The 26,806-nt window shown below is 37.8% G+C and carries 22 protein-coding genes, 1 pseudogene and 2 CRISPR repeat arrays; of the genes and pseudogenes, 18 read left to right on the forward strand and 5 right to left on the reverse strand.

The annotated features are described in order from the left end of the window. Positions 1–118: 118 nt before the first annotated feature. The 3 genes from UB51_RS00975 (at position 119) to UB51_RS00985 (ending at position 2,126) form a co-directional block, all read left to right on the forward strand. Positions 119–565, forward strand: a complete 447-nt coding sequence (locus UB51_RS00975; protein ID WP_234405520.1) for a hypothetical protein — start codon at positions 119–121, stop codon at positions 563–565. Between the two features lie 261 nt (positions 566–826). Continuing rightward, positions 827–1,372, forward strand: a complete 546-nt coding sequence (locus UB51_RS00980; RefSeq protein ID WP_044875678.1) for a PadR family transcriptional regulator — start codon at positions 827–829, stop codon at positions 1,370–1,372. Further along, positions 1,353–2,126 (forward strand): CPBP family intramembrane glutamic endopeptidase, encoded by a 774-nt coding sequence (locus tag UB51_RS00985; RefSeq protein ID WP_044875679.1) that lies wholly within the window; start codon positions 1,353–1,355, stop codon positions 2,124–2,126. Before UB51_RS00980 ends, UB51_RS00985 begins: the two co-directional genes overlap by 20 nt. Before the next feature lie 120 nt (positions 2,127–2,246). Here UB51_RS00985 and UB51_RS26760 read toward each other — a convergent pair whose 3' ends face one another. From UB51_RS26760 to UB51_RS01010, 5 genes are all read right to left on the reverse strand, one after another. After that, entirely contained in the window at positions 2,247–2,621 is a 375-nt protein-coding gene (locus UB51_RS26760) for a hypothetical protein (RefSeq protein WP_082062968.1), read from the reverse strand. A 247-nt stretch (positions 2,622–2,868) separates the two neighbouring features. Further along, positions 2,869–3,249, reverse strand: a complete 381-nt coding sequence (locus tag UB51_RS00995; protein WP_044875681.1) for a hypothetical protein — start codon at positions 3,247–3,249, stop codon at positions 2,869–2,871. Positions 3,250–3,737: 488 nt separating this feature from the next. Then, positions 3,738–4,112, reverse strand: coding sequence for a hypothetical protein (locus UB51_RS01000; protein ID WP_044875682.1), 375 nt, complete (start codon positions 4,110–4,112; stop codon positions 3,738–3,740). 525 nt (positions 4,113–4,637) lie between these two features. Continuing rightward, positions 4,638–5,771: direct repeats of the CRISPR family, unit length 29 nt; unit sequence GTTTTATCTGAACGTAGTGGGATATAAAG. Positions 5,772–6,864: 1,093 nt separating this feature from the next. Continuing rightward, positions 6,865–7,329 (reverse strand): hypothetical protein, encoded by a 465-nt coding sequence (locus UB51_RS01005; RefSeq protein WP_044875683.1) that lies wholly within the window; start codon positions 7,327–7,329, stop codon positions 6,865–6,867. A 130-nt stretch (positions 7,330–7,459) separates the two neighbouring features. Beyond that, positions 7,460–8,572: a C39 family peptidase gene (locus UB51_RS01010; RefSeq protein WP_044875684.1), complete on the reverse strand. Its 1,113-nt coding sequence runs from the start codon at positions 8,570–8,572 to the stop codon at positions 7,460–7,462. Between the two features lie 1,156 nt (positions 8,573–9,728). On the opposite strand from UB51_RS01010, the gene cas6 reads away from it, so the two are divergent. The 15 genes and pseudogenes from cas6 to UB51_RS01085 all read left to right on the forward strand — a co-directional run bounded on the left by cas6 (position 9,729) and on the right by UB51_RS01085 (position 26,455). Further along, positions 9,729–10,457, forward strand: coding sequence for a CRISPR-associated endoribonuclease Cas6 (gene cas6, locus UB51_RS01015; protein ID WP_044875685.1), 729 nt, complete (start codon positions 9,729–9,731; stop codon positions 10,455–10,457). 6 nt (positions 10,458–10,463) lie between these two features. Continuing rightward, on the forward strand, positions 10,464–12,452 hold the full coding sequence (cas8a1, locus tag UB51_RS01020) for a type I-B CRISPR-associated protein Cas8b1/Cst1 (protein WP_044875686.1): 1,989 nt from the start codon (positions 10,464–10,466) through the stop codon (positions 12,450–12,452). Then, positions 12,449–13,360 carry a type I-B CRISPR-associated protein Cas7/Cst2/DevR gene (cas7i, locus tag UB51_RS01025; protein WP_044875687.1) on the forward strand — a complete coding sequence of 304 codons (912 nt, stop codon included), beginning with the start codon at positions 12,449–12,451 and terminating at the stop codon, positions 13,358–13,360. Before cas8a1 ends, cas7i begins: the two co-directional genes overlap by 4 nt. Next, a complete protein-coding gene (gene cas5b / locus UB51_RS01030; RefSeq protein WP_044875688.1) occupies positions 13,357–14,070 on the forward strand; it encodes a type I-B CRISPR-associated protein Cas5b in 714 nt (237 codons plus the stop codon). Before cas7i ends, cas5b begins: the two co-directional genes overlap by 4 nt. A gap of 101 nt (positions 14,071–14,171) precedes the next feature. Next, entirely contained in the window at positions 14,172–16,430 is a 2,259-nt protein-coding gene (locus UB51_RS01035; protein WP_044875689.1) for a CRISPR-associated helicase/endonuclease Cas3, read from the forward strand. 33 nt (positions 16,431–16,463) lie between these two features. Further along, complete coding sequence (gene cas4, locus UB51_RS01040) at positions 16,464–16,964, forward strand: CRISPR-associated protein Cas4 (protein ID WP_044875690.1); 501 nt, start codon at positions 16,464–16,466, stop codon at positions 16,962–16,964. Continuing rightward, on the forward strand, positions 16,961–17,950 hold the full coding sequence (cas1b, locus tag UB51_RS01045) for a type I-B CRISPR-associated endonuclease Cas1b (protein ID WP_044875691.1): 990 nt from the start codon (positions 16,961–16,963) through the stop codon (positions 17,948–17,950). The genes cas4 and cas1b overlap by 4 nt, the downstream gene beginning before the upstream one ends. A 2-nt stretch (positions 17,951–17,952) precedes the next feature. After that, a complete protein-coding gene (gene cas2, locus UB51_RS01050) occupies positions 17,953–18,213 on the forward strand; it encodes a CRISPR-associated endonuclease Cas2 (RefSeq protein WP_044875692.1) in 261 nt (86 codons plus the stop codon). Positions 18,214–18,399: 186 nt separating this feature from the next. After that, positions 18,400–19,730: a CRISPR direct-repeat array (repeat unit 29 nt; unit sequence GTTTTATCTGAACGTAGTGGGATATAAAG). A gap of 274 nt (positions 19,731–20,004) precedes the next feature. Continuing rightward, positions 20,005–20,685, forward strand: coding sequence for a cupin domain-containing protein (locus UB51_RS01055; protein ID WP_044875693.1), 681 nt, complete (start codon positions 20,005–20,007; stop codon positions 20,683–20,685). 199 nt (positions 20,686–20,884) lie between these two features. Beyond that, positions 20,885–22,081, forward strand: a complete 1,197-nt coding sequence (locus tag UB51_RS01060) for an FtsW/RodA/SpoVE family cell cycle protein (protein WP_044875694.1) — start codon at positions 20,885–20,887, stop codon at positions 22,079–22,081. Positions 22,082–22,129: 48 nt separating this feature from the next. Further along, complete coding sequence (locus tag UB51_RS01065) at positions 22,130–23,116, forward strand: Gfo/Idh/MocA family protein (RefSeq protein WP_044875695.1); 987 nt, start codon at positions 22,130–22,132, stop codon at positions 23,114–23,116. A 64-nt stretch (positions 23,117–23,180) separates the two neighbouring features. Then, positions 23,181–23,705: a hypothetical protein gene (locus tag UB51_RS01070; RefSeq protein ID WP_044875696.1), complete on the forward strand. Its 525-nt coding sequence runs from the start codon at positions 23,181–23,183 to the stop codon at positions 23,703–23,705. A gap of 21 nt (positions 23,706–23,726) precedes the next feature. Then, positions 23,727–24,281: pseudogene (locus UB51_RS01075) on the forward strand (DUF1273 domain-containing protein); the annotation flags it as partial. 148 nt (positions 24,282–24,429) lie between these two features. Further along, positions 24,430–25,077, forward strand: coding sequence for a response regulator transcription factor (locus UB51_RS01080; protein ID WP_044875698.1), 648 nt, complete (start codon positions 24,430–24,432; stop codon positions 25,075–25,077). Continuing rightward, a complete protein-coding gene (locus UB51_RS01085) occupies positions 25,070–26,455 on the forward strand; it encodes a sensor histidine kinase (protein WP_044875699.1) in 1,386 nt (461 codons plus the stop codon). Before UB51_RS01080 ends, UB51_RS01085 begins: the two co-directional genes overlap by 8 nt. Positions 26,456–26,806: the final 351 nt, after the last annotated feature.

A 26,806-nucleotide genomic window follows, 5' to 3' on the forward strand; every position in this document is an offset into this window, starting at 1 on the left:
CACCTAATCAAAAATATTTAAGTAGAATTTTGTTGAAAAAAGTCATATTTTGTGGCATCTTAGATAAGTTGGTAATAAGAGTAATTTGAGATTATGGTCAGAGGGGAGGGAATGGAAATTGGAAACAGATAATAATAAAATGTTATTACCTGTATTGGGAGCATTGTTAGCTGCGATCATTGGAGGCGCTATATGGGCGATAATCGCAGTCGTAACAGAGTACGAACTTGGTCTTGTAGCATGGGCAATCGGAGGATTGACCGGTTACACAGTTGCTATATTGGCTAGTAGGAACACAAGCTCATTTCATCAGATTATAGCGGTCATCGCTAGCTTGATTGGGATCGTATTAGGTAAGTTTTTTATGTCCAGTTACATATCGAATGACGGTTTTGAGGGTATGTTTAGTAACTATTATATTCAGCAATTCCAAGAGAACTTCACTGATTTTTTCGCCGGTAAGGATATCATCTTTATCGTACTTGCGGTTGTAACATCATGGCAGTTGCCAAGTAAAATGTCTAATCGTAAGGCTGGATCTGAACAACCTGTTGCAGCAGAGTAAATGAAATAATGTGCCCTTATCTTTATGGATAAAACCAACAAAGATAAGGGTTTTTTTTATTTTTTTGTGAATATAAGAAAGGTTAAGTTTTTACTATACCTTGCTTATATTTTTACTAGAAAACGGTTATCGTCCCTTTAAGGGAGGGTAACCGTTTCTTTCTGATGAAAGCAAAAAAAACCTTGACGTATCTCTAAAATAGATTATGATAAATGTATCGAAACGATATATCGAGTAGATATAAATGAAAGTTGGGATTGAATGTTAGAATACATCATTCTAGGGTTATTGATGGAAGGAAAGATGAGCGGATATGATCTGAAGAAAACGATCGATAGCTCTGTAGGTTTCTTTTATAAAGCAAGCTTTGGAAGTATCTACCCTGCATTAAAAAGGTTAACGGACAAAGCCCTTGTATCTGTAGAAGAGATCGAAGATAGCAAGAACAAAAAGCTATATTCACTTGTACCGGCGGGCAAAGAATCCTTCTTAATCTGGTTATCCGGGCCGATAGAGCTATCCCGTAATGATCATTTGATTAGAATATTTTTCTATGACCATTTAGATGAAGATATTCGCCAGCAACGTTTAACGGAGTATGAAGTCAAATTGGACCATGAGATTCATCATCTTCAAGCCGTTCAGCAGATTGTTGCCGGAGAACTCAAAGAAATTGAAGAGCCTGAGAATTACTACTATCGTGTGTCAGTCTTAGCGAATGGATTGCAATTTTACAGTATGGAAAAGCAATGGATTAAGGATATCAAAGGGAGGAAGGAATTAGATCATGTCAATCCAAATCAGTAACCCATCTTTCTCAAAGAGACGCCCTGTCTTAGCGGTTATCATTATTGAGGTCCTATTATTGTTGGCAGTCTTCGCTGCGGGAGCTTACGCTACGATTAAGGAGCTGGATTACACGGCACCCGTGTTAATATCATTCATACCCATCGCACTTGTGTTAATTATATATTTAACTTGGAAGCGTAAATGGAGCCAAATGGGGTTTCAATCCCTTCGTGAAATTCCCAAGAATAACTGGCTATATTATCTGCCCCTTGTTGTGATTCTAGTTGTCCTTAGTTTTAATGGCTTTAGGAATGTTACGGTGTCCGAAGTATTGTTCTTTATCTTCTTCACGTTGTTAGTTGGCTTTGTGGAGGAGACGCTTTATCGCGGCTTAATCCTAAGAACGTTGCTGGCTAAAAGCGTTACAGCAGCAGTGGTTACATCTAGTATTCTATTCTCTGTGACTCATCTTCTAAATTTGTTGTCAGGACAGAACACCAATCAGACGATTCTGCAAATCATCTATGCGCTGGTTATGGGTGTTGCATTAGCCTTACTTATAGTAAAAAATAATAATATTATTCCACTCATTCTATTTCACTTTTTACATAATTTAATTCAGTTTTTAAGTATTAAGAATGAAAAAAATTCAGTGTTAGGCTATGATATTCTCATCATTGTGATATTGGTTATGTACTGCGTATGGTTACTAATGAGCTTGAAGAACAGGAATGTACAGCCACAGATCAATAAGGAATCATCTCTGGTGTAGGTGTTTGGGATGTTACATGATAGATGTGTTGGATTGTGAAGCCCTGTTGCACTTACCTTCACAATCCAGTATGTAAAAGGCTACCCAGGTTGGGTAGCCTTGTGATGCAGGTAGTTGTAATTATTGATTGATGACTAGAACGCCACAAGGGGGATTTCCACTAATCTGAATTTCTCTGATTTGGGAATCTGTCAGAATGCTGCTTACTAGAATGAATGAGGAAGTTACATTGTTAAAACTCAGATTTCTTAGATTGGATACGTTGGTATTACTACGAAATACGCGGAAAGACCCTTGGAAGTTATTGCGAGAGAATAATACCAATGTGAGACTACAATTATTTACTACACTTCTGACTCTGAAGCTAGAAAGGAGATTGTTGAAACGAAATGCGCCTAAATTCCGAACAGCGACACCGCCACGTCTAAAGTTGATACGTCTTCCTGTGAAGTTAAAGCCTGAGAAAAAGGAGAGTCTAAGATCTCTATTTGCCATTTTTACTATCACTCCTTGTGTGAGATGATAACAATATATGAGAACCTTCCAACAATTGCGTAGACTTATATGCACAAGTAAAATGTCTGTTTTGTGTGGAGGGGCATAAAGCTAGGGTGGAGGTCGGGATGAATCTCCCCTCTTACTAAAGTTGTTGCATAGAAAAAGGACATGACTAGATTGATCGTTCATAACGATCATTCCAGTCATGTCCTGCGTGTATCACAATTCATATCATTACATTTCTTTATTTATTGTTATTTTTGCTCACAATACCAGCTTGGTAATTAAGGAGACTTATCATCTGTTCTGTGTTTTGGTGAACTCTATCATTTTGTAGTCGAGCAAAAGATAAGGTGTCCATATATTTCTCTGTAGGAGCAGTTTCATCATTTTCCTGTTTAATCTCACTTACTAAGATTTTTGTGCCATCTGATCTGACAATATATTGTCTTACATAGCCACCTTCTCGACTGGTAATCAACTGACCCGTTTTTTCTTCCCTCTTCTCTTCGTTTATTTTCTGTTGTTGTTCTTCTAAATTAAACTTAAATACCAACGATGAGGGATTACTTTTAGTATGATGGACTGAAAATCCAAAATTACTATTTCCTGATTCAATACGCATATCATGACCTCCAATAATAACTTCAATAAACTTTATATCGGTATGAATTTGGAATTGCTTTAGTATAGTAGGTGACTTGAGCAGAGAAATGATTTAAGACGTAGTGAGCGAATATTTTTCGAATCGACTGCAAGCCTTGTGTAGTAAGGGCTAAGGTGGATTTTGGAAGGTGGCCAATTTACGGATTGGAGGTTCAATGCAGAATCAAGAAATACCTCGGTCAAAAACGTTGATGCAGTAAGGGTTTACGGCTATGGAAAAACGGGGTTTTATCTGAACGTAGTGGGATATGAAGGTAGGATTACATCATTGTGGTATTGGTTATTATGTACTGTGTATGGTTACTTATGAGCTTGAAGAACAAGAATGTACAGCCACGGATCAATAAAGGATCATCTCTGGTGTAGGTGTCTGGTATGTTGCATGATAGATGTGTTGGAATATGAAAGGCTACCCAGTTGGGCAGCCTTGTGATGCGTGTAGTGTCATTATTGTCTGATGACCAGAACGTCACTAGGGGCATTTCTGCTTGTCTGAATTTCTCTGATTTGGGAGTTGGTTAGATTACGGCTTACTAGAATGAATGAGGAAGTGACATTGTCGAAGCGCTCATTTCTTAGATCGGCTACATTGGTATTACCACGAAATACGCGGAAAGACCCTTGGAAGTTAATACGAGAGAACAACACGAGTGTGACCTCAGAGCGGTTCACAACATTTCTGACTCTGAAGCTAGAGAGAAGATTGTCGAAACGAAATGCGCCTAAATCCCGCACAGCAACACCGCCGCGTCTAAAGATGATACGTCTTCCGGTGAAGTTAAGCCCTGAGAAAAGGGAAAGTCTAAGATCTCTATCTGCCATTATTACTATCACTCCTTTTGTAAGATGATAACAATATATGAGAGCCTTCCAACAATTGCGTAGACTTTTATGCAAAGTAAAATGTCTGTTTTGTGTGGAGGAACAGTTTCATCGTTTTCTAAGTTCACTGACTAAGATTTTTGTGTCTGTATTTAAGTCATATGATAGGGATGAAACATACAATCTATTTTAGTAGTAACAGTAGACATGTTCGTCATAATTACGTACGATATTGGAAGAGACGCATGTTGGAGAATTATCTCAAAAAATGAGCGTAAGGTTATTATATTATGAAGTAATTGTAGAGAATGATCCTTTGATCTCCATTATTTGAAGTAGGGTTTCAAGTGGAAATGCAGCGATCGAATATTTTGTCGAATCGACTGCAAGTTCTTGTCTAGTAAGGGTTGAGGAGGATTATTGCGAGGTCGTGATTTTACGCATTGGAGGTTCAATGCAAAAGTGAGAAATGACCTCGATCGAAAACGTTGATACAGCAAGGGTTTGGGGTTGTGGGAAAACGGGGTTTTATCTGAACGTAGTGGGATATAAAGATATTCGCCCTTAACTTCTTCCAGACGTGATTTTACGTTTTATCTGAACGTAGTGGGATATAAAGGACTATAAGCAAGAGGTAATACCTGAAACAAAACCGTTTTATCTGAACGTAGTGGGATATAAAGTATATATTAACAAGAATAAATTGTATGTTCGTAATTTGTTTTATCTGAACGTAGTGGGATATAAAGTTATTAAGCTGCGCAATTTAGTTAGAGCTTTTAAGCGTTTTATCTGAACGTAGTGGGATATAAAGAGAGAAGATGAACGTAAAGGTTTCTCGAACGGTATCGTTTTATCTGAACGTAGTGGGATATAAAGTACAATGTAGGGTGCATAAGCGATAGGTCAATCGTCGTTTTATCTGAACGTAGTGGGATATAAAGTCAGTTGCGTTAGTTCTTTAGCGGTCACTTTTGTTGGTTTTATCTGAACGTAGTGGGATATAAAGCTTGATTAAATCCTTAAACCACAAGAGTACACCGCTGTTTTATCTGAACGTAGTGGGATATAAAGTGATCTGGCACATAGCTTCTTGATGATCTTCTCTCGTTTTATCTGAACGTAGTGGGATATAAAGAGAGAAGAAGGATTCGACTGGGATTATTGGGCAAAGGTTTTATCTGAACGTAGTGGGATATAAAGTAATAACAACGCGCTCGCCCACCGCAGCTTTACGTTGTTTTATCTGAACGTAGTGGGATATAAAGTAGAGAAGGCTGTGGTGGATTACAATTGGAACAAAGTTTTATCTGAACGTAGTGGGATATAAAGCATAAATATCAAGATGTTTTCGATCACATTACGCCTGTTTTATCTGAACGTAGTGGGATATAAAGTTATACAGACTTGTTTGACTTATCACAACTGTTCAACGTTTTATCTGAACGTAGTGGGATATAAAGTATTCTATTGATGAAATGTTCGCTGACGTCACAGGCAGTTTTATCTGAACGTAGTGGGATATAAAGAGATGTTCCAAATTACATAGAGATGAGAGGTGTTAGCGTTTTATCTGAACGTAGTGGGATATAAGAGTCTTTTCGTTAGGAGTGATCGTGATTTCTGGATCGTTTTATCTGAACGTAGTGGGATATAAAGATTGGTGAGGCCACCATAAGAGACGCGTATATCTCGAATTGTGCGATGCGCTATTACGTCAATAGTGATAGTGAAACTATTTTCAGTATTTAGACAAAAAAAGAACCGCTTTTCAGCGTTTCTCGTTCCCTGCTATTCCATCCGACGATTTCCGAATAACTCAATAAAGTAATAATCTCATAATACTGCTATTAAGAAAACGAGTGATATCGAAATAACTACGTGTACACCGAAAAAGGATCATACCCAATCGTATACCACGAGCTAACCTACGGAGGGCACTCGCCATCTTATTTTTGATATCGATGAGTACGCCGCATTTGTGATATGACATGCCGATATTATTTATTAATATCTGACCTTGGATAAAATCGGGGATCCTATCACCACCAGACAAAATACAGAATACTTGGAGCGGGTTACCGGGCGTAAGCCAATTCCGATTTACCATATTCAAAATTCACTGGATGTGTTGCAAGAAATTATTGATGAAGATCATGACGTCATTGCAATTGGAGTAGTGTACTGAAATCCGTAAGTCCTGGGAAACGGCACTTGATACCATTTTGAAACGATTCGGGGATAGCGTTAATTTTCATGCACTGGGTCTCGGATCTATTCATATGCTGCTTCGCTACAACTGGTTTTTAGCAGACGCGAGCTCATGGCTAAATGGCCGTATCTTTGGGACACGTACCACCATGTCAGGGATTTTAAGAGTTCCTAAATGGATGTCTTCACAAATGGTCCTCGGATTCAATGTACGTAATCTAGGTGGCCATAGAAGATTTACATTTCAGATATGCAAATTGAATTAGATGTATTCCTTCCATTAGTGATACTTCAGCACACATCAAGCTCGTAGGCTTGATGTGTGATTTTTTTGTTTTGGGAGATAGAAGTACCAAAAATCATGATTTAGAGGATGGATTAGATGAGCATTCAGTCAGTAATTAAGTAAATTTTACAGACCCTGTCATGAAGATGAGGGCCTCTATACGCTGAATTTCGATTTAAACACATTGGGCTTTGTTATTATTAGTTTTATATTATAGTAATCGTGGGTATTTAGGTTCGGTTTTTTATGAATCATTCATTCTATTTCGATACCTGGTAACAAATTAGGAATACTCTCCCTTCCAATTCGTATGACCGTTTTATCAAGTTGTTCATTCTTACTCTCAACAGGTTTATAAAAATTTCCATTGATTTCAAACGTATTAAGAATATTGATCATTTTTTCTTGATCATAAATATTCAATGAATATAGATATCCAGCTCCTTGGCTTACACTTAGTTTTTGTAATTGAACAGATTTTAAAGCTGATACAATATTCTTAATATGACCTGAATCTGTTACTATCATTTTATTTCCATCACTAAATTTCACTTCTATTTTTTTTACATGTAGTAAGTCGCTTTCAATAACTTGTGTTAAAGGAATAACTTCTTCACTAATCAATTTCTCATTCCCCTCACTTTCTTTGTTGATTGCACATCCGGAAATACATACTATTACAATAAAAATAGCTAAATATCCTCTTATCTTACTTCTCATTTGATTACCCTCCTCACGCTCTTTCTATAATAGACGTTTTTTCAAAACAATATGTTCCTGAAGTTGGTGATTTTTAAAAAAAGGCATTCCCTCATTATTAATTAGGGAACACCTTTTTCAACAGTATTGTTTATTGAGGCACAACTTTAACTGTCTCATTCCAAGATAGTTGTGGCATATAAAGGTATACGTCTGTAGGAGTATTTGACCAAGTATCATGTACAATAACATATCTAAACCATTTCAAGTTCTGATCTGTATCTTGATATTCTTCATAGCCAACACCAGTCATGTCGTGATCTGAATAAGTAGCGTCGTTTACAACGTTAATAATATCAGGCCTATTCGCATTCATTTCTGTTTTATGTGTATTAAAATTTGCACTACCACGGGATACGGATACAGTGTATCCGCGGTCGCTCCAAAACTTTTTCATTCCGTTAACACGGTCATCCCAGCCGGTTCCACCAGCAGAATTCGTGTTCATATAAGAAGAAGAAGCAAGAACATCAACCAATGTATCATCTGTTGTAGAACTAGCTAACAAACTTGAATACCCATTATTTTTCCAATACCTAATTATATTTCCAAACGAAGTTGGGCTACATCCCTTGCGCCAAGTAATGTCAGGAACACTTGAAATTTTCTTGGACGAGTAACTAATAATAGTAGCTGGTGCTATTTCTGACATCAAAGAGGGATTTTCCACAACAAGAGTGTTCTTTTCTGGTATAACATTCAAATCGAATGACTCTCCCTGTAAAAAGCCGTTACTTAGGAATTCATCCCGATTCATAATTTTTTCTTGACGAACGTCATAATAAGTAGATTCATCTTTTTTGATATAATACTGTGTAGCTCCAATATATACTGCTTGTTCCTCACTACCAACTAAATCCCTGTAAGGATCTTCGCCCTCTCTGGTAGATTCTAAAACGGTCGGATTATCAGCACTAACAATTATATAACCTGCTGCATAATCTTCAGAATTTACGGCAAATAAAAATGAGGTGAGTTGGCCATTAAAATCAACAAGTGGATATTTAAAGGTTAAGGATGAATTTTGCCAATCAGGAGTATTTAGTGAAATAGTGTCAATATACTTGGAAGCTACATCGGCTGCTTGTTCATAAACTGATGAGGTTTCTGTTGTCGAATCAGTCTGTGAATCGTCCGCAAAAGCAGATAATGGGGTAATCACCATCATAGCGGACAAAACTAGAGTTAATATAAACTTCTTCATAAAAAAGTACCTCCCTAATTAATCGATTTTTTCAACTAACTTACTATAGCTTACTAACAAGGACACCCCTTCTCTTTTAAAAGCTACTCTTTACTTTATTACGCAAGAGCATTAAAAGTAAGAATTCAATTAGCGTAATAAAGTAAAGAGCGCAAAAATTGGTTTCCTTAATTGTATTGAGAAAGAAAGAGATGAGTAATGTCTCTTTCAAACTCGTATACAATCATAAAATATACTAATATTAAGTTAAATACTAATATTATCTAATAATACCTTATTTTAACTTTATTAGTAAATAAATAAATTTAATTCGCATTTAAAATAGAGTTTCCGGTGGCTTGACTCCTCTAAATCAATCCAAAATGTGAGTATTCTTTTTCCTAAATTTTTAATAATTGGGGAAAAATTTTATTTGCTTGATTCGGGAGAAGCAGTATCGGTATATGCAGAAATTGATAGTGCAATAAATAGGGCCATTAATAATAGCTTGAGAACATTTTTTCATAATAATTACCTCAAAATAAATTTAGCTAGGGTGATTTAATGTCTTTATCTGCGGACTCTAAATGTGTTCTAAGGTTGTTGATAAGTAAGTTTTCTAGTCTATATAATTCGTCTTCTAAGAATGTAGTGGGATATAAAGCTTTTCTTTTGATGGATTATATTGACGAGATAACAATATAAGCTAATTAGAACTTTGAAGTTTTTTGTGCTAGGATTATACAAGAGTAAATTTTATTTGAACAAAGAGGGATATAAAAAACGTTTTGTATTTAATATTTATAAAATTTATCTGAACACAGTGGGAATTAAATAGTTAAAAAGAAAGAGTTGAATTGCTATCAAAGCATTCAACTCTTTCTTTTATGGAGAATCTACAATATAGTGAATAAAATCACATTATCAAAAAAAATGGAAAATTTATCTTGAAATTTAGAGTGAATTAAGTATAAGATATGAGTGAAATAAATATCCTAACGTATTGTAATTTAAAAATGGAGGTATGAGTATGAAGGTTCTTTAACGATCTATAATGAAGCTGTGTGATAATTACTTACAAAAATTATATATTAATGATAATATACAACTATATTCCTAATCGTGAATTTATATAGTTCTATAGTCATCGAAAAAGCTAAAGTTAGGAAGTGAGAAGATGAGACTATCTATAACTTATCAAGTTTCACGTATTCCCATTGGTTACAGGTTCACAATACTTTCTTTATTGAAAGAAGCTTTACAGCTAGCAGACAAAGGGTATTATGCTAGTTTGTATGAGCAGAATCAAGATCGAATGAAGCCTTTCTCCACTGCTGTTTATTTAAGAGATTTCACTTATAAAGAACAAGAAATTTATCTAAAAAGTCTAACTATAACCATATCTAGCTTCGATATGGCGTTTATGCTACATATTTTTAACGGGTTGCAACGTCTAGGCACATATGAAACTTTTGGTGAAGAGTGGGTGCGAACGGATATTATAATGTTAAAAGAAGCTGAGATTCACGGTGAGCATGCCTACTTCTCAACCTTATCTCCTATTCTAATAGAGAATAAAGAGGGCAAGCCTGTTCATCCTTTCGAAGCTTCATATAGAGACGAGTTTAGTTACTATGCTGCATTGCGTATTCGAGAATTAACTGGACGTGAACCCTATCGTAAGGTGAATATTGAACCTCTAGCAATGAAAAAAACGGTTATTCGCGAAACTAACTCAACATTCCGTAAACAAGGGAATGACCATACTTATCTCTACTTCACTGCTTATCGTGGACAATTGAAGTTAAGTGGTCATCCTCATGATCTGCAACTGTTGTATCAGGCAGGTGTGGGTAAACGAGCTTCTCAATCTTTTGGGCTACTTGAGTATTTACGGGAGGAGTGACAATATATGAGCGCTTCAATCGAGATTATTGCTGAAGATTGGATGATGACAGCAGGATTGATTGGTTTAACACGTTTGTTCGATAAAGAAGAATATCCTTCTTTTCAGACGAATAGGGGTATTATTTTAACAGAAGAACAAATTCAACAATTTCCCGAGAAATATATACGCTGGTTGATACAGAATCATAGTATTGTGAAACGGGATGTAGGACGTATGGAATGGTCTATTGATCAAGTCGGACGTGCAAAACTTGTATCTGATCATAATACCGATGCTGAACAACAAGAGAAATTGACGGTAAAAGTAATTGAAGCTGCAAAACATCTTCGTAAGTCCATAGGAGATCAGGCTAAGAAAGTTGAAAAATACTTTTCGGATGCGCCAGAATACCAAGAACTATTGACACTCATTGAAAGATTAGAGATTCTTTCCAAGAATAAAGAGGCTTATATTGAAGCCGATCAGATCAAGCAAGCTAGAGATGATTATGAGAGAATCATGTCAGTTCCGTTTATTAATGAAAGACTTACGCTTAATTACGTAAGATCGGTCATGTTAGAGCCTTTTTTCGGACAGACCTCCATATTGCAAAAGACATTTGCCTCTAAATCTACGCAACAATTTATTGAACAACTGGACAAGGACTTTGCACGTCCGGCTTTACAAGATTTGCAGTTATATGCAGAAAGACAGAAGGAAATAACAGAATCGGATATTTCAGCATTACTTCAAGAACATAGTGAGACGAATAAATACTATAGAAAATGGTTGAAATTAACCAAAAAATTAAAGACACCACAGGAAGTGTATGATTTTTTGGAAAATGAAGTGTTACGATGTTCCTTAATAGATGGATTGCTTGCTACACAATCTTTCGAAGAAAAAAGCTTTGTACCTTTAGGTGTGTCTAAGAATAATTCGTATAACTTTAGTTGGGACTTTGATCGAGATATCTCCATTCCAATGAGTGCTATTGCTCGCTTAGTTTTATTCGCGGTGCCTATTGGACTAGCCATGTATAATCGCCGTATGGGTACAGAGGAATTTAATGAGAATAAGCGTTTTTTCGGTATGGTAATGACCCAGAACTCCTTCATAGAGAATGTTAATAATAACAATACGTATTATACACTTCGAAGCGGTGGTAATACGATGGGAGAAGCCATCACAGGGTTACTTGATGAATCACGAGATAAAGCGCGAAAGATACATCAGCAGTCTTATTTTTTTATCGAATTACACTCTGATTATTCAGCTAAAAAAACACTGTTGGAATATTATCATATGCCTCCATATCTCGCTACTTTCCTGAGCAGTTATGGGAAAACCCTTCACTTAATTCATCATACTCATGCTAAAGATACTTTTCTTAGAGCTGTACTTAAAGGGCAAGATCCTAAAGAAACAATTTATGAACTTCTCAGGGTGTCTATCAAACCCACACTAAATTCAAGCAATCCAACAGAGATAGCCAAAGTTGCTGAAAGCAAGCGATTGGCCGATAGCGCTTATCATGCAGTTATAGCCCGAAAACGAATTTTGCAAGCGAAGAAAGGGGAACAAGAAATGGCCAACTATGATGAAAAGATTTCTCGTATTAATAAACAAGGTAAAATTTTGGGTATTTGTTTAACTTCGGGTCGTTCAGCAGACTATGGAGAAGGTAAAGTATATCAAGCAAGTGGACGCAAAAAATTAGACGGTATTGTCTATCGATTGCTTAATGCAGCAAAATCCGGAAATAAGGCAGAGTTTATGGATACTGTGTTCCGTATGTATATGTCCGCTAACACATCAATTGCAAGGAAAAATAGTAGCTCAGACAAATATATGGAAGTCTCTAGTGATTTTCTTGAAGGTTTCAAGGAGAATGGTTTGGATTTTGATACGATAGCTAGTTCCTTTATCGCCGGCTTACTCGGACAAAATTCAGAAGAAAATAAAAATGAATCTAATCCATCCATAACTGCCAAGGAGGCTACCCAATCATGAGTAAAGCACTGACATTGACCACTATATTCCGCGCGAATTCCCTGAATTATGGAGAGGGGATTGCTAATATATCTGAGCTCAAAAAAATCCATCGTGGTAATGGTGATGTACTCACTTTTGCTTCACGTCAAAGTATCCGTTACGATATTGTGCGATTAGGTAATGAATGGTTCAATTGGAATCTACAAACAGTAGATAAAACTAAGGGAACACTTCAATTTCGGGAAGATATCAGCATTGCTGATTCTGTTGAAATGGATCTATTCGGTTATCTCAAAACAGGCAAAAAGTCACAAAAACGTCCAGCTGTTGCTCGTCTCTCACATGCAGTATCACTTGAGCCTTACCGTAGTGATATGGAGTTTCTTAACAATATGGGCTTTGCTGAACGAATCGATGAGACACCGAACCTTGCAAATATTGAACAACATGAGAGTTTCTATACATATACAGTAACTATTGATTTGGACAAGATTGGTATAGATAAACCAACTGGAGCTCAGTCTGTGGAATTACCTACAGAGGAAAAGGTAACTCGTCTGCATCAATTGCTTGATATATTGAAATTACTAAATCGTAATATTCGTGGTCGTCAGGAAACACTAGCTCCACTGTTTGTGATAGGAGGTATCTATCCGGTGGCCAATCCATTCTTCCTTGGCCGAGTGATGCTAGAAACGCAGACTAAAGCATGGAATCTAAATGTAGATGCTCTTAAAAATGTAGGCAAGACAACGTTCGGTGGGCAAGAGATGGCTGATTTCACTCGTATAGGATATGTACCAGGTGTCTTCCATAACGAGGCTCAATTTGAGCAATTAGGATTTGATCATACAGGCACGGTTGAGGAGTTTTTTGTGGCAATGAAGAATGAAATTGAAGACTACTTTGGAGCTTCTGTACAATGAAGGTGCTTCGACTAGAGTTATATCAACAGACGGCATGTTATAAAAAACCGTTGGCATTCAAAGTAGCTGAGACCTATCCATTACCACCGCATTCAACAGTAAAAGGGATGTTGCATGCCATTTTGGAAGCTAAAGAATTAATTCCAATGAAAATTAGTATTCAGGGCAACTACGATACATTAGTCACGGACTACCAGACACATTACTTTTTCAAAAGTAATAAGACAGAAGAGTTTGCTCTAACAACGGCTGGATTAGGTATTGAACGTGAATTTAAAGATATTACAACGATGCCGATTTATAGTCATATGTTATATGACGTCAATCTAATTATCCATGTAGATGCTGCTGATGACGTTCTGGAGAAGTTGGAAAAGCGAATTCAAGAAGGTAATATACATCTAAGTCTTGGGCGTTGGGAAGATCTAGTGCGTATAGATGCTTGTGAGTGTGTAGAGTTAGTCGAAGCGATGGAAGACTTGATCTTAGAGAATAGTGCTTTTATTCCTCAGGATATGCTTGCAGCCAATAGGCTGGCTCATTTTCCATATAGTCTGAATTGGACTTATCGTATTATACAAGGTGTACGTGTATGGGATAAGTTGCAAGTAGGATATGTACAAGCGGGGGTGGATACGTCTATTTCTTGTGAAGAGTTGTGGTTAGATCCACATGGTGATGGAGTGTTCTTTGCACAACCTTCTGAATAGAAATTTAATGAAATGTAGAGAGAACCGGATTCCGCGTTCTCTTTTTCTTACACTCGTATGTATAAATTAAACAATATAGTAAATAAAGGGAGTCTGTTACTATGATTTTTTATGCGAAATCTTCACCTCCATTACCTTATACAGAAACCATTCAGCAACATACGGAAGCATTAATAACATGCTATCATCAATTAAAAAATGGCTATGAATCTTCTTTGAAGCTAATGACTGAAAGAGATTGGCAGCTTCTCTACTGGGCAGTGAAATATCATGATGTAGGTAAATATGATGCTGTGTTCCAGAATAAAATTTTACGAGCAATTAAACAACCATCGGTTACAACTAATTGTAATTACGATGTAAGGCATAACCATGTATCTGTTCTGGCCATTCCATTCGGAAAATTAGGCTTGGATCAAGAAGAAGAACTGATTTTGGTACAAGCTGTAGCTTTTCATCATGAAAAATCAGTTACACCTAATCATAAACAAATTGGTGAAATATATAAGCAACATATTTTACCTCATTGTGAGCAGATTGAGTTAGAGCTAGACATCAAGTTAAATCTTAAGTGTATGACTGCGAAGCTCAATTTGATCTCGCACAATGAGCGAATCCGTGAAAGTAGTGGTGAATTATTTCAGCGATATGTTCTTATCAAAGGATTGCTCCATCGTCTGGACCATGCAGCTTCTGCGCATGTACCTGTAGAGCTTGCTACAGATATGAATGTAGGTGAGTATGCCAAACAATTCATAACGAATACCTTTGATGATGGTCCGAATGCATTACAACTATTCGCGACACAACATCAATATGAGCATGTTGTTGTTGTGGCACAGACAGGCATGGGGAAGACTGAAGCGGGGTTGTTATGGTTAGGGGCAGACAAAGGATTCTTAACCTTGCCATTACGTGTCAGTATTAATGCGATGTATGAACGAATTATTAACAAAAAGAAAATTGGATTTACGCGCACCTCTGGAAAGGATGCAACGATTGAGGAAGCAACAGGTTTACTTCATTCTACCAGCATGGATTATCTGCATGATGTCATGGAAGCGGATGATGAGTCTATGGAAAAAATATATTCGCAGTCTAGGCAATTTGGTAATAAACTAATCATTTCTACGATTGATCAGATTCTGAAATTCCCTTTCTACTATCTTGGATTTGAGAAAGAGTATGCGACAGTAGCTTCCTCCAAAGTTATTATTGATGAGCTACAAGCATATGATCCACGTATTGCCGCCTTGATCGTAAGAGCGATGGTACTTATTGATCGTATTGGTGGATCATTCATGATTATGACAGCGACACTACCGGACTTTTACTATAAAGCCTTGAATCGTAAACTGATAAATTCTCAGCTCCCAGTAGCCTATGGTGAATTTATTGATGATACGGTGATACGGCACCACGTGCAGCAAGAAGATGCATCTATTCTAAATGAGAATGTACTGGCTCAAATCATAGAGGATGGTGAGAAATATAAAGTATTGGTTATATGTAATACGGTTAAGCGTGCTAGAGAATTATACAATTTGTTGAAACAAAGAAAGCGCTCAAATCCCATACATCTGCTTCACTCTCGTTTTATTAAGAAGGATCGTGTTTTATTAGAGAAAGATATCCTTGATTTTGCTAAAAGCTTGGATCATGGAATATGGGTGACCACGCAATTGGTGGAAGCGAGCTTGGATATTGATTTTGATCGGATGTATACAGAAATGTCTTCACTGGATAGTCAATTCCAAAGGTATGGCCGGTGTAATCGTAGAGGGGAGAAATCTACAGATGAAGTGAATATAAGGGTATACACCCAAGGTGCTTCAGGTACTCAGATAGGAAAGAACTCGGTATATCATGATGATATTTATAATCGGAGTATAGAATTATTTAGCAAGTATCCCTCTGGAATTCTACTTGAATCACAAAAACAACAAATGATCCAACAACTATATGATGAGAAGGAATTAGAAGGTTCATCATTTAAACAGTTATTTGATGATACTTTAACACAGTTGGAAGAACGTCCGATGTATGAAATTGATAATAAAGAAGCTCAGGATTTACTGAGAGATATACATGAAGTTCAGGCCATTCCTATGGCGTATCTTGGAACAGAAGAAATTGAGGAGGCTTTGGATTTATGGAAATCTACCAAGGACAGGAACATGAAACGTAGAGCCAGACAAAGCATTGAACAGTTTACGGTAGGGGTTAATCAAAGATTAGCTAAGAACAAAGGCGTACTAACAGAATTCCCATTAATTCGAGACTTATATTATGTGGACATGGTTTATGACGAAGAGACTGGATTAGATGCGAATGCGGTAACAGCGCCGATAACATGGTAAATCTTAAGCTTATTGAAAGGTGAGGAGTCTAATATGTCGATTCGTGGAATTGAAATGCACTATTATGCAGTCTGTAAGCGTAAATTGTGGCTATTCAACCGGGGGATCGGATTCGAGCAGCAGCATGATCGTGTAGAGGAAGGTAAAGTTCTGCATGAGCACGCTTATGGTAGATTAGATAAAGAAATTAATATTGATGATATGGCAGTCATGGATGCAGTAGATGGAGAATACGTCCGGGAAGTTAAGATTAGTAGCAAGATGGAGCATGCAGACCGTCTACAGTTGTTATATTACTTGTATTTGCTTAAAGAGCGCGGTGTGGAGAAGAAGGGACTTCTCAGCTATCCTAAGGAAAAAAAGACGACGGAAATTGTACTTGGACTGGATGAGAACATGGAAGTATTGAAAGCATTAGATGGCGTACAAAAGATACTAGAGGGAAATTTACCACGTTATAGGAAACTTAAGGTTTGCGCAAAATGTGCATATCGAGACTTCTGTGAATCTGGCGAGGGCGGTGATGATGTATGAGTAGTGGAAGAGATGTATTTATTTTCTCAGCAGGTAAATTGCATCGAAAGCACAATACGTTATATTTTACAGATGAAGAAGGTAAGTCACGGCCATTACCTGTTGAGCAAACAGAGAATCTGCATTTATTCGGTAATGTTGATTTTAATACTTCACTTTTACATATTCTAACTCAACATGATGTAAGACTGCATGTGTACAATCATTATGGATATTATGATGGTACTTACTATCCTCGTAATTCACGGGTATCTGGTTATACTGTTGTTCGGCAAAGTGAGCACTATCTAGATCTAAGTAAGCGATTAGTTTTGGCTAAGGCTTTTGTCCAAGGTGGTGTCCATCATATGATAAGGAATCTCCGGAAGGCAGGAGAAGATACGAAAGCCCATATCGATACGATCAATGCTCGAGTTGTACTATTGGATAATGCGAACAGTATTCCGGCAGTTATGGGCGTGGAAGGACAATGCCGTCAGGTATATTATGATGCATTTACGTTATTAGTAAAGAGTAACTTTACTTGGGTGAGTCGCAGTAGACGCCCTCCACAGGACCCTTTAAATGCTCTGATCTCTTTTGGAAATGGGATGATGTATACCACTGTCATATCAGAGTTGTATAAAACAATGCTTGATCCAGCGATCAGCTATTTGCATGAACCCTCAAGCAAGCGTTTCTCACTTAGTTTAGATATTGCAGAAATTTTCAAACCTTTAGTCATTGATCCTCTTATCTTTAGTCTTGTAAATAATCGTCGCATCCAGAGTAAACATTTTGAGGATACGGACGGAATGGTCTATCTGAATGAGGAAGGTCGTAAAATATTTTTGGCTGCATTTGATGAAAAAATGAAAAGCACTTTCAAACACCGAAAGTTGAATCGAAATGTAACTTACCGATATTTAATTCGACTTGAGGCATATAAGCTAATAAAACATGTCATTGGTGATGAGACTTATAAACCTTTTAAGGCTTGGTGGTAGACATGTTCGTTATAATTACGTACGATATTGGAGAGAAGCGTGTAGGTAAAGTCTGCAAAAAGCTACGTGAATATCTGGATTGGACGCAAAACTCGGTATTTGAGGGTGAAATCACTAAGGGGAAACTAACAAGGTGCCTTGCAGAATTAAGAGATATCACAGATGAAATGGATTCAATATATTTGTATAAAGTAGCTAATCCCAAGGCTATTGTAAAAGAAGTGATCGGAGAGGATCGTTCCTTTGATCGATTATTTTTGTGAGAGTTGTTAAGTAGAAGTGCAGTGAACGATTATTTTGTCGAATCGGCTGCGAGCCTTGTGTAGTAAGGGCTAAGAGGGTTATTTTGAAGTCCATGATTTTACGCATTGGAGGTTCAATGCAAAATAAGAAATGACCTCGGCCAAAAACGTTGATGTAGCAGGGGTTTAAGGACGTGAAAAATCGGGGTTTTATCTGAACGTAGTGGGATATAAAGTCGTATAGCCATCATTATCAAGCTCTTGTGAAAAGTGAGTTTTATCTGAACGTAGTGGGATATAAAGTATTGTGTGCCCTAACCACCATGTCGGGGAACTTAGTTTTATCTGAACGTAGTGGGATATAAAGTAGTACCAAGACATCCTTATTCCTCCCTGCACACTTGTTTTATCTGAACGTAGTGGGATATAAAGTACCAAGGTATGGACGGGGAGAAATTATACATTGAGGTTTTATCTGAACGTAGTGGGATATAAAGTCTGTTGCTACTATCAATCACATACAGCAACGAAGCAGTTTTATCTGAACGTAGTGGGATATAAAGATAAATAGTGATTATACGATATGTGTTGGTGATGTAAGTTTTATCTGAACGTAGTGGGATATAAAGGAGAAATCAGCATTAACAACAGCAGTCGGATTCATAGTTTTATCTGAACGTAGTGGGATATAAAGGTCGAGTACTGGAAGCGATCCGCGGGAACTGTACGAGTTTTATCTGAACGTAGTGGGATATAAAGCCCTAAACTGTTGCAGCATGGCATCAATCTGTTCTTCGTTTTATCTGAACGTAGTGGGATATAAAGACCTGTACGCCAGTACAAAAAATCGTGTCCCTGGGGTTTTATCTGAACGTAGTGGGATATAAAGAACGTATCTATCGTCTCGGTCTTTCGCATAAAAAGGAGTTTTATCTGAACGTAGTGGGATATAAAGATCTCTTCCCAGTCACCATTCTCACTACAATTCATGTTTTATCTGAACGTAGTGGGATATAAAGAGTATGGAAATAGATGAAGTATGCGAAGAAATAATGTTTTATCTGAACGTAGTGGGATATAAAGTTTACTACAGCACTACGGCAAGATGATGTTGCATTGTTTTATCTGAACGTAGTGGGATATAAAGCATTATGAGGGTCATAAGCGATACCTTTAAGCTTGAGTTTTATCTGAACGTAGTGGGATATAAAGGATGATTCCAAGTGTTTTCCTAATTTACTGAGAAATGTTTTATCTGAACGTAGTGGGATATAAAGCAATATATTGTTGCATGTGAGGGCGTACAATTACTAGTTTTATCTGAACGTAGTGGGATATAAAGAATGATCTTTACCCCGTCCGTAGTTAGAAAGAACAAGTTTTATCTGAACGTAGTGGGATATAAAGTCTACTGGGAGGGATGCCGTTTTAAGTAACTCTTTTGGTTTTATCTGAACGTAGTGGGATATAAAGAGTGAATCTATTTATTGTGAAAAGAAAATAAAGTATGTTTTATCTGAACGTAGTGGGATATAAAGTTTATACGTGCAGCAAAGAGCGGGCATGGGATGCCGAAGCGGAGGGGCTGACCTCATTGCGCGATATGGCGAAACATTTGATAGACAGATAACATTAGTGATGGAGCTGCCTTGGCGCGCGGCTCTCTTTTTTATTGGAGTAACGAATCGGCAATACTAGAGCTTTTATCGGCTGAAGGACTACAAGTCGGAACTAGACTCCTGTCACGATTCAATTTCTGTCGCATATCATGAATTCGTATCTATCACGTAACGAGTGGAGTGGGAATAAACAATGGCAACATCCTATATGGATTACACGAAACCAGATGTTCAATATTTTTTTGATGTCAATAAAAATCGATTGAAAACTAGGAACGCTGAAAACTTCATTAATCGGTTGGGACGGGAAAATTTAAATACGCTTGGTGACGTTTCATTGCTTGATATTTATTTAAGCAGAGGACGTGTCGTTGAACCGCATTATCATCAAAATGCAGCAGAACTTGTTTATTGCATTTCAGGATCTGCGATGGTTTCTCTCATTAATCCTTTCAATAATATAATCACCAACGTTACGATCACCCCAGGACAAGTGGCCAATATTCCGCAAGGTTGGTGGCATTGGGAAGTAGCTCTAGAGGATAAAACCCACTTGCTCGCCATATTTGATGCTCCATATCCGGAGTATATTTTCGGGTCTGATATTCTTACGAAAACGCCGATAGAAGTCCTCTCCCATACGTATTGTTTAGATCCCGAATTATTGAAGAAAGTACTTAAGCCACTAAATAACGAAACCATCGTAATTGGGCCTACGGATGAATGTGTGATGCAAGCTCAACAACAGCAGCAACAGCACCAACAGCACCATGCTAATGCTTCTTTTTGTAATGGGAGCAGTCATCCCAACGCAGCACCTCAATATCATTATCATCCACAAAGCCATTGTCATAATGGGTATCCGAATCGTTGATTGTTCTGAGAAAAGGTATTGGAGAAGTAATCTATCTGCTTGCAAAGAAGAGGAGTGTGTTTACTTCTCTTCTTTTTTTGCATTCTACTCGACGTTTCAGTGATTCCACCATTTTGTAAGTGTTATACTTAGTATACTGTCGCTCTCGAGTACATCTTTTTTTTGAAATTTCAAGCATTAGAAACGGGAGGACGCATTGATGCTACAAAGCAAGTGGAAAAAAATAGATTGGATGATTGTAGTCATATTGTTGATATTCATGGTCATTAGTGTAGCTCTAGTACATAGTGGCATCTCTGCTTGGCCCAAATTCGAAGGCTCCGATAAACGAATGGTGTTTTATTACCTTGTGGGCTTTATTTGTTTTTTTGGAATGTTTCTATTGGATTTTCGACTTCTCCTTAAATATCACTGGTTTGTCCTTGCTGTGGGTCTATTCTTACTTGTTATTGTCCTGTTTATAGGAGATACAGTGAATGGGGCGAAGGGATGGATTGAAATCCCAGGGGTTGGCCTGAATATTCAGCCAGCTGAATTTTTTAAACTTGTGCTTATTATTTCCCTTACTGCCTTACTTGGGCAGCGAAATAAAATGGAACTTGCCTTTTGGCGAGATATTGTACCGCTTTCTTTGTTTGCATTGATACCCTTTGGCATTGTTATGAAACAGAATGATATAGGGAATGCGCTTAGCTATCTTGTCATTTTGTTAGGAGTTTTGTGGATCGGCAAATTGAAATACTCACATTCCATCATTATATTACTTATTCTCACAGTATCTCTCTTGGTAGGAATTAAATCATATATTGCTTTTCATGATCAGATCGTAACGTATTTGGAGAGTACTGATAGACAACATTGGCTGAATAGAATAGATCCTTGGTTACTTCCTGATGAGGCTAGCAGTGATGCGTCTTATCATACTAGAAATGCCCTTGTGGCTATCGCTTCTGGGGGGATGTTTGGAGAAGGGTATATGAAGGGATCCTATGTTCAATTTGGATTTGTACCGTATACGTATTCTGACTCCATCATTGTTGTAGTAGCTGAGGAATTCGGGTTTATCGGTGTGTCGGTACTTGTGCTGCTCTATTTTATTCTGATTTATCGGTTAATTATCATTGCATTAGAGTGCAAAAGGCGAGAAGGACCTATTCTTATCGTTGGGATTATAGCTATGTTATTGTATCAAATTTTTGAGAATATTGGCATGTTCATAGGTTTAATGCCCTTAACTGGAATTACACTGCCTTTTATCAGTTTTGGAGGAAGTTCTTTATTGATTAACATGCTTAGCATAGGTCTAGTAATTAGTATTCAGTTGTATGGGCAGGATGAAGATGAGCTGGTAGCTACACATTTATATAAGAAAGTGGACATGGAGAATGTAGAGTGAGAGAATACATATTATATAATTTGATGAGAGAAAGGAATTGAGAACACGATGATACGATTTGGTGTGATTGGAACGAACTGGATTACGGAGCGCTTCATTCAAGCGGCAGTAGAAACAGAACAATTTGTCCTGACTGCGGTCTATTCACGCAAAGAAGAGAAGGGCAGAGTGTTTGCCGCTAATTATAACGATCCTAAGGTCTATACGGATTTGGAGCAAATGGTATCGAGTGATGAATTGGATGCGGTATATATTGCAAGTCCTAATTCTTTTCATGCAGAGCAAGCAATTCTATGTATGAATCACGGAAAGCATGTTTTGTGTGAGAAACCAATGGCTTCGAATTCGGCTGAATTACAGAAGATGATCGATGTGGCACGAAGTAATAATGTCGTATTAATGGAAGCTTTGAAATCTACACTCATGCCTAATTTTAGAATTATGAAGGATAATCTGTATAAAATAGGTCGGGTGCGGCGCTATTTTGCAAGCTACTGTCAGTATTCATCACGTTATGATGCTTTTTTACAGGGAAAGGTTCTGAATGCTTTCAATCCTACTTATTCTAATGGTTCATTGATGGATTTGGGAATTTACTGTATATATCCTATGGTGACACTGTTCGGTAAGCCTGATACGGTTCATGCCGTGGGTATCATGTTGTCTTCGGGAGTGGATGGTGAAGGTAGTATGGTCATGCGTTATAAAGATATGGATGCGATTATCATGCATTCCAAGATTGCTGATTCTTATTTGCCTACAGAAATTCAGGGAGAGAATGGGACGATGGTCATTGATAAGATCAATCAGCCTTATGATGTCAAAATCCATTATAGAGATGGTACGGTTGAAGATCTGTCCCGTCCGCAGGTACATGAATCTATGTTCTATGAAATTCAGGAGTTTATAGGGTTGTTACAGAGTAATCAACGGGATAGCTCAATCAATTCACTGGCGAATTCACTTATGGTGGCAGAGGTGATGGAGGACGCAAGAAAACAGATCGGTCTTCGGTATGAGACTGATTTATTTTAGTGTGCAGAATCAGCTAAACATTCAAGCTGGATAGAATATAGCTTCATAAAGTAAGGAGAAGAGCATGTTTGATCCTACCGTTTATGAGAATTTAAAAGTGGCCTTCGAGAACCATGTGTACGATTTGGACAATCTAGATAAGCAAATTATGATTACGAATCGGATCGACCGCATGGAGTTGTCTGTCATGTCTAGATTGTTTGCGCTCCAGTTCTCTCGGCTGGATCATGAGGATATCGTTGCCGAGATTCGGCTGGAATCCTCTGTACAAGATCTGGCGAATGAAATATTGGAGCTACCAGATGAAGTTCCGGGGTGTGTGCTACGAATATTCTTTTATATGCCGATTGCGAACGTTACTGTACAGTGCAGACAGATTGAAGAGATCATCCAGAATATTTGGAAGCCTGAGTTGAAGCCTATACAGTCATTAAGTTACGTGTACGGGGAAGAGCATGCGATCCATACAAATACGATAGAGCTGAGATTCAATCGTAAAATTAATGAGGATCAGATGGATGATATTCCAGAGTTGATCGGTCATGTGCTCCAAACGCTTGATGAATTGCAACACATGGGTATGGCATAAACGAAAGGGTGTTAGGAGACGAAGAATCTTCTCGTTACAGGGTATCGTGCACATGAGCTCAATATTTTTAATCAGAAACATGTGGGCATCGAATATATCAAAAAAGCGATCACAGGTAAATTGATTCCCCTCATAGAAGATGGGTTAGAATGGGTGATTACGCCTGGACAGTATGGTGTTGATCTATGGGCCTGTGAAGCCGTCATCGCTCTGAAAGAACAATATCCCAGCTTGAAATTGTCTATTATGTCAGCTTACCTCAATCCAGAAGAGAAATGGAAAGAAGATAAGAAAGATTATTTCAATGATATTTTAAAGGGTGTAGATTATTATGGTATCGTCAGTAAGCAACCGTATCAGGGAACATGGCAATTCACTGCAAGGGATGACTTATTATTCAGAAAAACAGACGGAATCTTACTGATCTATGATGAGGATGCAGGTGAGGGCAGCCCTAAATTCATGAAGGATAAAGCCTTAAAGAAGAACATTCAGGATGGATATGTGTATTTAAACATTACATCAGAAGATATTCAAAGCATAGCGGATGAAGAGAATGATCGTTCATTTGATTAAAGGTGAGTGTAAGTACTTAAGACAGTAAGCCATCGGTAGAAATACAATTCCACCGATGACTTGCTGTCTTATTTGTGTGTTTTCACTTTCTGATATGTAGATGCTATAATGATGTCCCATAATACATTGTTAAGTTAAGGAGTACAAAATGAACATACTGATTGCAGATGATGATCTCGACATGCTCAGAATAATAGTCGCGTATTTTAGAAAAGAAGGTTTTCAAATATTCCCCGCTCAAGATGGAGAAGAAGCTCTGGATATTTGTATGAATCACAAAATAGATTTGGCAATACTCGATTGGATGATGCCCAAAGTAAGCGGTATAGAAGTATGCAAGAGATTAAAAAAGCAACAATTTGCTAAGGTATTGATGTTAACTGCAAAAGGTGAACAGGAAGAAGAATTGATGGCGTTACAAACAGGTGCTGACGATTACGTGCGTAAACCTTTCGAACCTCGTATCTTGATTTTGCGGGCCAAGAAACTACTTCATATGGAGGAAGATATCACACTCGGGCGTTTGCGAGTAAATATGCGAGGCGGAAAGATCTATAAGGACGGAGTCGACCTGGAAGTTACGAATAAGGAATTCCAGTTAATGAAGTGCCTACTTGAACACAAAGGGCATATTCTAAGTAGAAAAGTATTGTTAGATCAGGTGTGGGGATTTGATTATTTCGGGGAAGAAAGAACAGTCGATACTCATATTCGGAGACTTAGGGAGAAAGTGGGAGAAGGATTAATTAAGACGTATCGAGGCAGTGGATACAGTCTGGAAATTCCCTATGAGTAAGCTGAGTCGAAAGTTATTTTGGCGTATTGCGTGTATGATTTGTTTGGTATTCGCTGTTTCATTCTTGGTAACTACGTTTTTTCTGCCTAAATATATTCTGTATCAGCAAAAGATGAATTTAGCGCAACTGACCAACCACATGAGCAATGAAACAGTTGAATCTCTAATCCAAACGAAGAGGGAACTGGAACAGCAATACAACGTAACGATTGTAAGCACCGATTTCGTAACTAATCCGAATGATTTGAATGATGCTATTCGAACCAAGTTAAATAGCGAAGGCATTACGTTAGCGAAATTCTGGCTAACGGAAGATAGTATTCAGGATCTTAAATATGGGAATCCGGTCTACAAGTTGTATAGTCAGACGAAGCTTAACACCAGTTTCCTTGTCACGATCCTCCGAATGGACGATACACTCTTCGTCATCGGTGATACGATTGCGCATTCGGATCAGTCGATTCGAGCCGTTAATAAATTCAATTTGTATATTGCCATCAGCGCACTGTTCTTTACCCTTGGATTAGCGTGGGTTATCGCAAGACAAATCATTCGTCCTCTGAAGGAATTGGCAAAAAACGCCGAAGATATCTCCAATCTTCAATTCCGTACAACGAACATAAAGACGGGTGATGAAATTGAATTGTTGGCGGCGAGCATTAATCAGATGAGCGATAAATTGAAGGAAGCGCACCTAGCTCTAGAAGAAAAAAATCAAAATTTACGGAACTTTATTTCTGATATTTCACACGAGTTAAAAACACCCATTGCTTTGATAAAGGCTTATTCCTTGGGCATCAGAGATGAATTGGACGACGGCACATTCTTACATGTTATTGATAGAAAAACAGATGAAATGTCCCAGTTAGTGGACAAGTTGCTTCACTTAGCCAAGCTTCAGAATGAGCCCTATTCGATGGTGGATTTTGATTTCCAAGCGTTACTTGAGAGTGTTCTGGATAATTTCCAGGTCGCAATACAGAAAGAGCAGAAGATTGTTGAGGTGGATGGTAGTCAACTTCTACATCCTATGGTTCGAGGTGATCAACAGAAAATCGGGATCGTTCTGGATAATTTTATAAGCAACGCGCTTAAATATTCGAGTGAACCCAAGATAGGTATATCACTAGTGAATGAAGGAGATCGGTTGGTATTTACAATTCGAAACGGCATTCGGGCCTGGGATGAACAGGATGTGAATCAAATATGGCAGCCTTTCTTTGTATTAGATAGATCACGGAATAAACAGCTTAGCGGGTCGGGTCTGGGGCTGTCCATCGTGCAAGCCATCTTAGAAAAACATGAGGCGCCTTATGGAATTCATGCAAAGGATAAAGAGATCGAATTTTATTTCTCCTTGCCGATACGTTCAGATTAATGAAGATACATGGTGGCGATTTCGCTGCGATATTTTCTTGAAATAGTACGCCTAGCCAAGCGGATGTAGCTCATACCCATGCCTTCCCACCCAACATAGTAACTCTTTCACCAAGGACGCCGAGAGGCGTTCTTCTTGTTTTGTCATATTGGCGTAACAAAGATAGAATATGCTTATTTTCGAGGTGATTCATAATGAACAATGTAAGAAAGAAAGATGGATGGTCAAGGGTAAGAAACGGTTTGCTTATCTCGACCATTCTAGCTACTGTAGCTGGATGCAGTCTTAACTCCACGGTGCCTTTAGAAACGAAAGGCCAGAACAGCAGCCAAGTGGAGAACATAGAGGCCC

The sequence above is a fragment of the Paenibacillus sp. IHBB 10380 genome, assembly GCF_000949425.1.
In the GTDB taxonomy this organism is placed as follows: Bacteria; Bacillota; Bacilli; order Paenibacillales; family Paenibacillaceae; genus Paenibacillus_AQ.